Annotated in this window: 16 protein-coding genes; all 16 read left to right on the top strand. The window is 68.0% G+C overall.

Annotated elements, in window-relative coordinates; translation table 11 throughout:
- Window positions 1–203: 203 nt before the first annotated feature.
- The 16 genes from HW130_RS03090 to HW130_RS03015 all read left to right on the top strand — a co-directional run bounded on the left by HW130_RS03090 (window position 204) and on the right by HW130_RS03015 (window position 12,012).
- On the top strand, window positions 204–665 hold the full coding sequence (locus HW130_RS03090; protein ID WP_256355799.1) for a hypothetical protein: 462 nt from the start codon (window positions 204–206) through the stop codon (window positions 663–665).
- A gap of 291 nt (window positions 666–956) precedes the next feature.
- On the top strand, window positions 957–1,763 hold the full coding sequence (locus tag HW130_RS03085) for a hypothetical protein (RefSeq protein ID WP_177147783.1): 807 nt from the start codon (window positions 957–959) through the stop codon (window positions 1,761–1,763).
- A 119-nt stretch (window positions 1,764–1,882) separates the two neighbouring features.
- Entirely contained in the window at window positions 1,883–2,125 is a 243-nt protein-coding gene (locus tag HW130_RS03080) for a hypothetical protein (RefSeq protein ID WP_177147782.1), read from the top strand.
- Window positions 2,126–2,188: 63 nt separating this feature from the next.
- Window positions 2,189–3,967, top strand: coding sequence for a hypothetical protein (locus HW130_RS03075; protein WP_177147781.1), 1,779 nt, complete (start codon window positions 2,189–2,191; stop codon window positions 3,965–3,967).
- 10 nt (window positions 3,968–3,977) lie between these two features.
- Entirely contained in the window at window positions 3,978–4,163 is a 186-nt protein-coding gene (locus tag HW130_RS03070) for a hypothetical protein (RefSeq protein WP_177147780.1), read from the top strand.
- A gap of 16 nt (window positions 4,164–4,179) precedes the next feature.
- The gene (locus tag HW130_RS03065) at window positions 4,180–4,878 is read left to right on the top strand and encodes a hypothetical protein (protein ID WP_177147779.1); all 699 of its coding nucleotides are present in this window, start codon (window positions 4,180–4,182) and stop codon (window positions 4,876–4,878) included.
- Window positions 4,875–5,468, top strand: coding sequence for a bifunctional 2-polyprenyl-6-hydroxyphenol methylase/3-demethylubiquinol 3-O-methyltransferase UbiG (locus HW130_RS03060; protein WP_177147778.1), 594 nt, complete (start codon window positions 4,875–4,877; stop codon window positions 5,466–5,468). The genes HW130_RS03065 and HW130_RS03060 overlap by 4 nt, the downstream gene beginning before the upstream one ends.
- Complete coding sequence (locus HW130_RS03055; protein WP_177147777.1) at window positions 5,465–6,334, top strand: NAD-dependent epimerase/dehydratase family protein; 870 nt, start codon at window positions 5,465–5,467, stop codon at window positions 6,332–6,334. The genes HW130_RS03060 and HW130_RS03055 overlap by 4 nt, the downstream gene beginning before the upstream one ends.
- Window positions 6,335–6,352: 18 nt before the next feature.
- Window positions 6,353–6,532 (top strand): hypothetical protein, encoded by a 180-nt coding sequence (locus tag HW130_RS03050; protein WP_177147776.1) that lies wholly within the window; start codon window positions 6,353–6,355, stop codon window positions 6,530–6,532.
- Window positions 6,529–6,822: an HNH endonuclease signature motif containing protein gene (locus HW130_RS03045; RefSeq protein ID WP_177147775.1), complete on the top strand. Its 294-nt coding sequence runs from the start codon at window positions 6,529–6,531 to the stop codon at window positions 6,820–6,822. The genes HW130_RS03050 and HW130_RS03045 overlap by 4 nt, the downstream gene beginning before the upstream one ends.
- Complete coding sequence (locus HW130_RS03040; protein ID WP_177147774.1) at window positions 6,822–7,031, top strand: hypothetical protein; 210 nt, start codon at window positions 6,822–6,824, stop codon at window positions 7,029–7,031. Before HW130_RS03045 ends, HW130_RS03040 begins: the two co-directional genes overlap by 1 nt.
- Window positions 7,032–7,285: 254 nt before the next feature.
- Window positions 7,286–7,453 carry a hypothetical protein gene (locus HW130_RS03035; protein ID WP_177147773.1) on the top strand — a complete coding sequence of 56 codons (168 nt, stop codon included), beginning with the start codon at window positions 7,286–7,288 and terminating at the stop codon, window positions 7,451–7,453.
- 205 nt (window positions 7,454–7,658) lie between these two features.
- On the top strand, window positions 7,659–8,111 hold the full coding sequence (locus HW130_RS03030) for a hypothetical protein (protein ID WP_256355798.1): 453 nt from the start codon (window positions 7,659–7,661) through the stop codon (window positions 8,109–8,111).
- Between the two features lie 178 nt (window positions 8,112–8,289).
- The gene (locus HW130_RS03025; RefSeq protein WP_256355797.1) at window positions 8,290–9,837 is read left to right on the top strand and encodes a terminase; all 1,548 of its coding nucleotides are present in this window, start codon (window positions 8,290–8,292) and stop codon (window positions 9,835–9,837) included.
- Complete coding sequence (locus HW130_RS03020; RefSeq protein ID WP_309140299.1) at window positions 9,834–11,261, top strand: phage portal protein; 1,428 nt, start codon at window positions 9,834–9,836, stop codon at window positions 11,259–11,261. The genes HW130_RS03025 and HW130_RS03020 overlap by 4 nt, the downstream gene beginning before the upstream one ends.
- A complete protein-coding gene (locus HW130_RS03015) occupies window positions 11,242–12,012 on the top strand; it encodes a hypothetical protein (RefSeq protein WP_177147771.1) in 771 nt (256 codons plus the stop codon). Before HW130_RS03020 ends, HW130_RS03015 begins: the two co-directional genes overlap by 20 nt.
- Window positions 12,013–12,037: the final 25 nt, after the last annotated feature.

The following is a 12,037-nucleotide window of genomic DNA, read 5'->3' as shown; positions in this document are numbered from 1 at the left end:
CACCCTGCCCGCTGTCCTGGTTTGAACCTGTCTGCACCCTGCCTGAGCCGTCAGAACCCTGCCTGAGCCGGGCAGGGTCACGGCCCGACCAAGACCCAGCCGGACACGGTCCCGGGCACCCTCTCACCTGCGAAGACACAAACCGGGGGCAGGGCCTCGGGCACGGTCAAAGCCCCCATGATGATCACCGACAGGAGAATCTGATGCCCACCGAGATCAACCCCGTCAACGCCGCCATGACCGCCGCAGAGGCCGAAGCAGAGGCCCGGAAGATCATCGCCGACTTCGCCACCAGCTTTCGCGACACCAGCCCCGTGCCGGTCGTCGGCAGCGCTCCGCCCGTCGCTCAGCCAGGCCGGCCGCCCATGAGTGCCCGCGCCGTGGACGACTGTGCTCGCATGCTCTGCGCAAGTGGGGTCATCGCTGCCACAGGTGGGGCAACCACCGCCGTTCTGTGGGCCTCCGGATACGCCGACCCGATCGTCGTGGCTCTCGTCTTCGGTGCCCCCGCCGTCCTCGTCCTCGCCCTCAGCCGCCTCGTCCGCCGCGCCAAGGACGTCCTGCCCGCCGAGCATCACCACCACTACCAAGGGCCCGTCTATCAGCGGCACAAGACCGTGAACAGCGCCTCGCGCCTGTGGGGTAAGACGACCAACAACCTTTAGCCAGCGTCTACCCGCGGCCCTGGCCCTCTGTGGCCGGGGCCGCAGTCGCGCGAGCCATCCACCGACCCGTGCCCACCGACCGCACCGGCAGAAGCGACGGGCGCAACCCCAAAGCCCGACACAAGCGCGCTAGTTCTTCGGCGCACTCCTCACGCGACGCAGCCTGAACGCTGAACACCGTAGGCATGCCCGCAGTGTCCCGCAGAGACCAACGGCGCCGCAGGGCAAAGGGGTTGTCAGCGCCCGATGGAACAATCAAAGCCCCGGCAGGTGGGCGAACACCTCCGGGGCGTGGACGATCCCAAGGAGATCGACGTGCATCAGAGTAGCCCCTTCGTTCCGCAGAGCATCAAAGACCGTGCTACGGGCCCGCGTCGCAGCATCGCCTTACTCATCCACCAGGTCGACACGAAGGACCCTGCCTTTCCGTTCGTCGCCAAGGCGCTCCAGGACATGGCGGCAGCCGGCGTGGAACTGGACGCGACTGCAATCGGCATCGCCGCGAAACTGGGTCGAAAGGCTCACGAGGAAGAGACTCGGAAACGGCATGCCAAGCCCGAGCGGCTCTCGATCGTCTACTACGTGCGACGCGGCGATCTCGTGAAGATCGGGACGACCAGCAATCCCGTAGCCCGTTTCATCTCCCTGATGCCCGACGAGATCATGGCGCACGAGCCTGGTGGGCACGATCTCGAGATGACCAGGCATCGCCAATTCGCCGCTGACCGCGTCGCGAAGAAGGGCGAGTACTTCCGCCAGTCTCAGCGGCTCCTCGCCCACATCGCCGCGGTGCGTGAGCTCCACGGCGCACCTGACATCTCGTGGTCCAGCGTGGCCAGCCTCGGTACGGGATATCGGCGCACCAAGATGCCAGTGGAGCTCCCTGAGCCAACGACTGGCGAACTGGCGACAGCAACAGAAGGAGCCAAGCTCCTTGGGATAAACAAGTCCACGGTTCAAGGCTGGGTGCACAGGAAGCTCATCACCCCAGCTGGCCGGAACGATAAGGGCCGGCCTGTGTACTTCGTCGAGCACATGCGCTTCTTGATTGACCGCAATCGCGAGTGGATGAACCGACGGAGGCCGACTGCCTCCTGAGCCTTGCTTGCCGGAGCGATCACCTGTATGTCACACTGCCATCGGCGTAGCACACGTGTGCCGTCATACCTCGAAGCCCCCAGCCGCCGCCGGGGGCTTTCGTCGTTCCCGGGGGTGTAATGCGACCGGCCGAGCTCTACACACGAGACCTCGTCTTCGAACACGAAGCCGTCGCCGCGACAGGAGTCCCCGGCCCGACCATCCGCCAATGGGCACGCCGCGGCAAGATCCAGCGCTTCCAGGGGAACGGCAGGTACTCCGGCCAAGGCCACGAGTACAAGACCATGTACGCCCTCCCCGAGATCGAGCAGCTGGCCGCCAACTACCGGCCCATGCCGCAGCGAGCCCCCAAGGCCGCCTGATCGTCCCGCCGCCATGCCATCCCCCCGTCACGGCGGCGGGACTCACAAGCCAGGAGGTGCCGCATGCCGCTGCCTGCTGGCCTGTCGACCGTCACAGTCACCGGCACCTACGCCCACCCGGACGGCAGCCCGTTCAAGGGGAAGTTGCTGTTCACGCCGGAGCCGGCGATCCTCACCTCCGCCACGCACGGCACCCTGATCCTGGGCACCATCGAGGCGACCCTGGACGAGGCCGGCGAGGTCACGGTCACCCTGCTCGCCACCGACGACGCGGACGTCACCCCCGTCGGCTGGACGTACAGGGTGCAGGAGAGGTGGTATGACGCCCCGGGCCGCTCGTATCCGCTGAGCCTTCCCGCCGCCGCCCCGAACGTCGACCTGGCCGACGTTGCGCCCACGGCACCGTCCGCTGGAGAGTACGTCGTCGTCACCGGCCCCCAGCCGCCACTCGGCGCAGCCGGGGCAGGGGCCACGATCGCGCTCCGGTCCACCGACCCCACCACGACGAACGCCCGCACCCCACTCGCGCACAAGACGACGCACGCGACGGGCGGCACGGACGCGCTCGCCCCAGCCGATATTGGCGCCCTCCCGACTACGGGCGGCACCATCACGGGCCGGCTCGTCATCGACCGGCACGGCGCCCCCGCCGGCTACCCGCTCGGGATTCCGGGCGCGGTCGAGTCCCTGTCGATCCCGTCGTCGTTCGCGGGCGGCGAGGACGAAGGCCAGGCGGGCCAGTTCGACTCCACCGGCCGCCTGAATCTCTACTCGTACCAGCGCGCTGACGTCGGCTCCTACGGCGAGAACATTCGCCGGTTTTTGATGCGTTTCAACGCCAAGTCGATGGACGCCTGGTACGCGGCCCGCGAGAACGGGGCGATGACCCACGGGTACGACGTCAGCGGGAATGCCGACCCGGACGCCAAGTGGGTTCCGGTCGCCTGGGCGGGCGCGCACCTCGGGTCGAACGACGGCCTGTCCATGCATGGCCACTGGAGCGTTGAGGTCCCCGACACCACGGGTGCAGTCCAGACCCGCCTCGAGGTGCCCTTCACTGACCAGGAGCTGCCCGAGGCCAGTCGCCTGCTGGGTGTCGACGTCACCAACATCCGCACCAACCTCGCTGACTTGTCGGTCAGGGCCAACCTGGGTGCTCACGGCACTGGCTACCTGCGCATCGGCGGCAGCAACGCGGTCCCCAAAGAGATGCTGCTCAGCATCTCCAGCGACCGCGCCACCTCCGGCCGACGGTGGGGAGTCAGGGCCAACACGACCACCGAATCCGGCTCGAACCTTGGCACGGATTTTGAGATCGTCCGCTACAGCGACGCGGGCGCCGAACTGGGCGCTGGCCTGGTCATCCGCCGCAGCACGGGCCAGGTGGCCATGGGCGGCTCCACGGTCACAGGCGGCAGCGTCCGCGTGAACTGGGCGACGTCGGGCCAGCACGGCTTCTACGCGGTGCCCTCCTCCTCGCCGGGCTCGGCCGCCGCCTTCGCCACGCTGATGACCGCCACCACCGACCGGGCCGTGGACATCCGCGTCTCCGGCGACGGCAACGCCCGAATGATCGTGGACGCCGTCGGCAAGCACGAATGGGGCGACGGCGCCACCCGCGACACCAACCTGTACCGGGACGCGGCGAACTCGCTGAAGACCGACGACGCGTTCACCGTCGCCCTCGCCTTCCGTCACCTCGGCACCACGCTCGGCTTCTACAACGCCGCCGCCGTAGCCAAGCCCACCGTCACCGGCGCCAAGGGCGGCAACGCGGCACTGGCCAGCCTCCTCACCGCCCTGGCCAACCTCGGCCTCCTCACCGACTCCACAACCGCCTGAGAGGACCGACGTGCAGGCCAACAACCCAGACACCGCGATCGTCGACGAGGACCCGCTCGCGGAAGCCCGCCGTCTCCTCATCGAAGACGAACAAGCCCGCATGCAGGCCTGCGCCGCCGAGATCGAGAAGGTCCTCGCCAAGCACGGCATGCGACTCGAAGTCCCCACCCCGCAGATCAGCATCGTGCCGAGATAGCCAGGGAGCCCGCGCCATGGACGACCTCCTGATGATCGTGCCCACCCGTGGCCGGCCCGACAGCGTCCTCGCAATCCTCGACTGCTGGCGCCAGACCGGCGCCACCGCGGACCTGCTGTTCGCCGTCGACGACGACGACCCCATGCTCGCCGGATACCGCGAGCACATGGAGAACATCAACGACCCGCGCATCCACTGGTCAGTAGGGCCGCGACTCCGCCTCTGTGGCACCCTCAACGAGGTCGCCACGCTGAACGCGCACCGCTACCGGTTCCTCGCGTTCATGGGCGACGACCACAGGCCCCGCACCCCAGGATGGGACGAACGCTTCCGCATCTGCCTCTCCGGCGGGCCCGGCATCGTCTACGGCAACGACCTCCTCCAAGGCGAACTGATGGCCACCGCCGTCGCCATGACCTCAGACATCGTCACCACACTCGGCTACATGGCGCCCCCCGCGCTGGTGCACTTGTGCCTCGACCTCGTATGGATGGACTGGGGCCGCGGCATGGGCCGCATCACCTACCTCGGCGACGTGATCCTTGAGCACATGCACCCGGCGAACGGCAAAGCCGCCATGGACCAGGGCTACCAGGAGTGCAACAGCTCCGAGCAGTCCACCGCCGACGCGACCGCCTACTACGACTACCGCGACAACGGCGGCCTTCAGACCGACCTGGCGAAGCTCCGGACCCTGATCGAGGAGGTCGCATGAGCGCCGACGGTGTCATTGCCGCATGGAACGAAGCCGACCCGGCGGCGATCCATCCGACCCGAGGCATCTCCGAAGAGGCGTACTGGGCTTCCGGTGTGGCGCAGGCCGAGATGCTGGCGACCGTGCTCCCCGACGGTTGTCGAGTTGTCGACTTCGGCTGCGGCGACGGCCGGGTCGCCATCCCGCTACGGGAGCTCGGTTACGACGTGACCGGGGCCGACGCGTCCGAGGCCATGCTCGCCCGTCTCGCCGAACGCGAGCCGGACCTGCCGACCGTGACCAGCGTGGGCACGGACCTTGCCCAGCAGATCGGGAAGAAGGCCGACGCTGTCGTCTCCCTCGCCGTCCTGATCCACCACGACTACGAAGCCTGCGAGCAGATCATCACCGGCCTGCGCGCGGCCGTGAAGGTCAACGGACTGCTCATCCTCGACTGGCCCCTCTCGGACGAGCCCGGCGAGGCCGGTTCGTGGATCGGCGTCACCACCTGGTCGCGCGACCAGCAGGACGCCATCTGCAAGCGCGTCGGCCTCAAGCCCCTCGACCACGACCTGCCGTGGGGCGTGTTCCGTGCCGTGAAGGCGGCATGATGCGCGTACTCCTCACCGGATCCGCCGGCTTCGTCGGACGCCACCTGCACGCCGCGCTCGACGCACGTGGCGACGACGTCACCGCGGTCGACATCGTCAACGGCCCCGACGCCCTTGACCTCTTCCGCTTCAACAGCGCCCCCTACGACCTCGCCATCCACTGCGCGGCCATCGTCGGAGGCCGGGCCAGCATCGACGGCTCCCCGCTCGGAGTCGCCACGAATCTCGCCCTCGACTCCTGGTACATGCGCTGGCTGGCCCGCACGAAGACGCCGCGGGCCGTGTACTTCTCCAGCTCGGCCGCCTACCCGGTCGCCCTGCAGCAGCCCGGCGACATCCACCGCCTGGTGGAGTCGGACATCGACTACGCGCAACCCGGCCGACCCGATGCGACCTACGGGCTGGCGAAGCTCACTGGCGAGCAGCTGTGCCAGTACGCGGCGGCTGAGGGCACGCGCATGACGGTGCTGCGGCCGTTCTCCGGCTACGGCGAAGACCAGGACGAGGCGTACCCCTTCCCGGCGTTCATCCGTCGCGCCAAGCAGCGGCAGGACCCGTTCGAAGTCTGGGGCGACGGCAAGTCCACCCGCGATTGGATCCACATCGACGACCTCGTCGGCGCGACCCTCACGGCCGTCGACCAGGAAGTGACCGGCCCGGTCAACCTGGGATGGGGCAGGGCCACCAGCTTCGACGAGCTCGCCGGATACGTGACCCATCAGGCCGGATACACGGCCACCATCAAGCACCTCGCGTCCGCACCGCAAGGCGTGCACCACCGTGTGTGCGACCCCAGCCGGATGCTCGACTTCTTCCAGCCCAAGGTGACCCTCGAAGAGGGCATCAGGCGGGCGCTGTCCGCCTAACCCACAGGAGCCCGCGCCATGGCACAGTACGTCATCGTCTACGACAACGATCTAGTCCAGCACGTCGAAGCCGACAGCGCCGAGCACGACATCAGTGAAGGCGTCTTCCGCTTCAGGAACTCGGATGGCGACGTGATCGCCTGGGTGCGCGAGTTCAACGTCAACGCCGTCGCGCTCGCCTCCATCCTGAAGACATGAGCGGCGGCTGGCAGGGCTCAGACCGGGTGAAGCGACTGCCGCCCGGATGGAAGAAGATCCGGGCCCGCATCCTCGAACGCGACCCGATATGCAAGATCTGTGGCGTCCGGCCCTCCCGCTTTTGCGACCACATCGTGGCCAAGGCGGACGACCACAGCGAGGCCGGCCTGCAAGGCGTATGCGGCCCATGCCACGACCAGAAGTCCAGCGCTGAGGGGAACGAGGCCCAGCGCAACAACCCGCGGCCACAAACCAAGCGGCCCCCCGAACAACACCCCGGACTCAAGTGATGCCGGCCTACCTCATCCAGCACCCCGCCGAACAACGGCGCGAGGACATCCTCATCGAGGACCCCGCCCTCACCCTCACCTTCGACAGCGGATGGGCCGTCTTCGCCGACGCCCAAGGCTTCTGCCTCGCCATACCCAGCGGGCAAGGAGCCCACATCCAACGGGTAGACGAACACCAAGACCAGGAGCCCGCGCCGCAGAAGGAGTGAACCACTGTGGCAAGGAGCAAGAGCGGCAACGCCTCCGCACTCAAGCGGTACTGGGGAACCGGCGCCGGCGCAGCACGCATCCGGTGGGGAACACCAGGCGACTGGACCAGGTGCAACAGGCAGCTCGCCAAGTACCTCGGGCCCAGGGCCAAGGGCTACTGCGCACGCATGCACCGAGCACGTACAGGGACATGGCCAGGGAGCAAGGCCAACACCGGCATGCGCAGGCGGTAGGACCAGCGCAAGGGGGATCAGTGGCAGCTACCTGCACAGCGCACGTCCAGTGTCCCGACTGCGACGTCGTCGTACCGATCACCATGCAGACATGGAGCGCGACCAGCGAGTGCGATCACCTCATGCTCGTCGTCGAGCCCGACTACACCGATGTATGGGCCCACTCCTGGACCCACGAGATGGCCTGAGCCGGCCAACATCGATCGGCTGAGCCGGATCGGACATAGGGGGCATACCCCCTCCCCCCGCCGTCCGCCCATCGGGGCCGTATAGCACCTGACTGTCTGTACGGGTTCCCTTGGCCGCCCGCCAGCCGACTACTCGCCGTTACGGCCGCCCTGGAGGCGGCCCGAGCGGTCGCCAAGCCCACTCTGCGCGCCCTGGTGGCGTGCCTTGACCCTGGAGGTCGTCATGGGCGCACACGGACCGATCCCGAAGCGCAGCGAGGAGCGTCGTCGCCGGAACAAGGACGACGGGCCCGAGCTGAAGCAGGCACCGGCGGGACCGCCGGAGGATCTACCCGAGCTCCCTGAACCGGATCCCAATTGGCACGAGATCGCGACGGACTGGTACCTGTCGCTGCGCGAGTCGGGGCAGGCTGCTTTCTACGAGCCGTCTGACTGGGCGATGGCCCGGTATGCGGCTGAGCTGATGTCTCGTGGCCTGTCGTCGGACCGGCCGCCGAACGGGCAGTATGTGGCTGCTCTGAACTCGGTGATGACGAGCCTGCTGACAACGGAGGGCGACCGGCGTCGGGCTCGTATGGAGCTGGAGCGGAAGCCGTCCGGTCCGAAGTTGGCGTCTGTGAGTCCGTTGGACGCTTACCGTGATCTCGCAGGCGGCTGAGGGGGAGGTCCCCGATGTCGTTCAGCCCTCCATCCTGGGGCCGACGTGGAAGCGTGGCCCTGATGGTCGTTTCCTGCTGCCGGAGTACACGTTGGGCTGGCATGCGCTGGCATGGACGGCGACCTATCTGCAGCATCATGTGGGGGCGCCGTGGCGGTACACGCCTGAGCAGGCCCGCTTGACTCTGTGGTGGTACGCGATGGATCCGGTGACGAACCGGTTCCTGTACCGCGACGGGGTAATCCAGCGGCTGAAGGGCTGGGGCAAGGATCCGGTCGTCGGCACCTGGTCCGGGTTCGAGTTCGTCGGCCCGTGCCGGCCGTCGGGGCAGGTGGCGGACGAGGGCAACGAGTGGGGCATCCCGCCGGGGCAGCCACTGGGGATGCAGCATCCGGCGGCGTGGGTTCAGATCGCGGCCGTGAGCCAGGACCAGACGCGGAACACGATGACTCTTTTCCCGTCGCTGTTCTCGAAGCGGGCGATCGAGGAGTACTGCATCGACCTCGGCAAGGAGATCATCTACGCCGACAAGGGGCGAGCTCGGATCGAAGCGGTCACCTCGTCGCCGCGAGCGCTGGAGGGCGGCCGGCCGACATTCGTTCCGATGAACGAGACCCACCACTGGGTGGAGTCGAACCAGGGCCACGAGATGGCTGCGGTCATCGAGCGCAACGCCACCAAGTCGGCTGACGGGCAGTCGCGGACGCTGGCGATCACCAACGCCTACGAGCCCGGCGAGGACAGCGTCGCCGAGCGGACCCGGGAGGCGTTCGAGTCGGCCGAGTCGGGACGAGCGGTGAAGACGGGTCTCTTCTACGACTCGCTTGAGGCTCCGGCCGAGGCGAAGCTGACGGAGGCGTGGATCGAGCCGACGCTGCGGGCGGTCCGCGGGGATTCGACGTGGCTGGACATCGAGCGGCTGAAGGCGTCGATCCTCGACGTCCGTAACCCACCCTCGAGGTCGCGCCGCTTCTGGTTCAACCAGATCGTGGCCGCGGAGGACGCGTTCCTCGCTCCCTATGAGTGGAACGCCTGCCCGCATGAGGGCATCGAGCTTCAGCCTGGCGACGAGCTGGTGCTGTTCTTCGACGGCTCGAAGTCGGACGACGCGACAGGGTTGGTGGGCTGCCGTATGTCGGACGGGCATGTGGTGACGTTCGGGGTGTGGCAGAAGCCGGCGAACTGGCCTGACGGAACGCCGTGGCGGGTGCCGCGGGACCAGGTCGACGGTGTGGTGGACCAGGTGTTCGCCGACTACCGGCCGATCGCGTTCTTCGCCGACCCGGGAGCCGGCCAGGACGACGCGGACGGCGAGCGCTACTGGGACGGCTACATCGACGCGTGGGCGCATCGGTACGGCAAGCGGCTGAAGCTGAAGGCGGTGCAGTCGGGCACCAACCGGCATGCGGTCATGTGGGACATGCGTGACCGGCGGCGGCAGCAGACGTTCACGGAGGCCGTGGACCGCTTCTATCGGGACGTCCTGGAGCGGCAGCTGACGCACGACGGCCACAAGGTGTTGAAGCAGCACATCGGCAACGCGCGGCGTCGCACGAACGCGTGGGGCTACACGATCGGCAAGGAGCACCGCGAGTCGGCTCGGAAGGTCGACTTGGCGATCTGTGCCATCGGTGCGCGGATGCTGCGGCGGATGGTCATGAACTCGACGGTCTGGGCGAAGCGCTCCAGCGCGCGCGGTAAGGGACGGGTGGTGGTGCTGCGGTGACGACTCCCACTCTGCCTTTGATCGGGCTGTCGGACGACGAGAAGCAGATTCTGACGATGCTGCGGTCGGATCTGATGAACCAGCGGCTGAAGCTGGAGCTACTGGATGCCTACTTCAACGGCGAGCAGCTGATCCGCGACTTGGGCATTTCGATCCCGCCGCAGCTGAAGGGTCTGCACACGGTCATCGGCTGGCCGCGGATCGGGGTGGAGGCGCTTGAGCAGCGGCTCGATCTGGAGGCGTTCCGCTGGGCTGACGGGTCCGACGGCTCGGAGCTGGACGAGATCGCGGAGTCGAACGACTGGTTCGACGAGGCGAGCCTGGGGCACCTCGATGCGCTGACCTACGGCCGTGAGTACGTGACGGTCGGCTCTGCGGACGATCCCGATTCCCCGCCGCTGATCACCTTCGAGTCTCCGCTGGATATGACGCTCGACTGGGATGCGCGCCTACGGGTGCCGCGTTTCGCGCTGCGGGAGTCGCTGGACAAGTGGGACTTCGGCCTGGCTCCGGATGAGCGGCTGATCAGCCTCTACATGCCGGGCGAGACCATCTTTGCTGTCGAGGTGAACGGCGGCTGGGAAGTCATCGATCGGGACCAGCACCGCCTGGGTATGCCGCCGGTGCTGCGGATGGCGAACCGGCAGCGGACGGCGGATCGGGTGGGCAAGAGCGAGATCACGCCCGAGGTTATGTCGATCACGGATGCGGCGTGCCGCCGGCTGATGGGCATGGAGGTGGCTGCCGAGTTCTTCGGCGCCCCGCAGCGCTACATTCTTGGCGCGTCGGAGTCGGCGTTTCAGGACGCGGAGGGGAACGCGAAGTCGGCGTGGGAGACGTACATCGGCCGTGTCCTGGCGTTGGAGCGGGACGAGGACGGCCAGGTGCCGACGGTGGGCCAGTTCACGGCGCATGACCCGTCCGGCCAGACGAAGATCATTGATTTGTACGCGCGGATCATGGCGACGCAGCTCGGGCTGCCGCCGCACATGCTCGGCTACACCAGCGACAACCCTGCCTCCGCGGACGCGATCCGCAGCTCCGAGGCGATGCTGGTGAAGAAGGCCGAGCGCCGGATCCGCCGTTTCGGCGCGACGCATCGGGAAGCCATGCGCCTGGCGCTGTGGTTCCGGAACGGCGAGCCGCCGGACCGGTCGCGGCGTATCGAGACGGTGTGGCGGAACCCTGCGACACCGACGCTGGCCGCGCAGACCGATGCGGCGGTGAAGCTCGCGCAGGCCGGCATCGTGCCCGCCGATTCGGATGTGCTGCTTGAGATGGCCGGCCTGAACGAGGACCAGCGGCGCAGGGTGGCGGCGGATCGGCGAAGGGCGCAGGGCAATGCGCTCCTGGATCGGCTGGCGCAGCAGTCGGAGGAGGACTCGACGGAGCCGGAGGTCGACGATGGCGACCTTGGTCTCTGACGGGGGCTCCTCGGCCGGCCGGCAGCGGCGCACCCAGCGGGGTCTGACACGCCTCCTGGCACGTGACATGCGGGGTCTGCGGCGGATCATCATTCCATCGCGGCTCGAGGCCACTGTTCCGGACTGGATTGCTGCCGTGCGCGCACTGGTTGACCAGTACGGGGCGGCGTCTTCGACGCTGGCCGCGGACTACTACGAGGCGGAGCGTGTGGCAGCCCGTGTGACGGGACGGTTCACGGTCCCACTGCTGGGTCCGCCGCCGGAGGAGCAGGTGTCCAACTCGCTGCGGTGGGCGACGAAGGATCTATGGCCCAGGGACCCGGACGATCCTGAGACCACGGAGGCTCAGCGCGAACCACTGGACGTCCGCCTGGAGCAGGCAGAGAAGAAGGCCGAGGCGGTCGCTCAGAAACTGGTCGCGGATCAAGGGCGCGGCACTGTCCAGGAGGCGGTGCGGCGGGACTCACAGGCAACGGCATGGGCGCGCTCAGCCGCCCTGGGGGCCTGCTATTTCTGCAAGGCCCTCGCCATCCGCGGCGCGGTCTACAAGCAGGACACCGCAAATTTCCGGGCCCACGACGGCTGCCATTGCGGCGTGGTCCCGGTGTTCAAGGGGCAGCGGTTCGAGCTGTCCGATCACGCACGCGAGTGGGAGCGGCTGTATCGCGAGTTCGCGGCGCCTCACTCAGGCGATCAGCTCAGGCGGTTCCGCCTGGCGCTCGCCGAACACGGGCATCTGCCCGCTCTGTAACCCCTTGACCGCCCTGGAGGTGGTC

Origin of the sequence: Streptomyces sp. PKU-EA00015, from assembly GCF_013387495.1 — a bacterium.
In the GTDB taxonomy this organism is placed as follows: domain Bacteria; phylum Actinomycetota; class Actinomycetes; order Streptomycetales; family Streptomycetaceae; genus Streptomyces.
The sequence above is the reverse complement of the archived record's forward strand: the minus strand, read 5'-3'. Positions and strand labels throughout refer to the sequence as shown.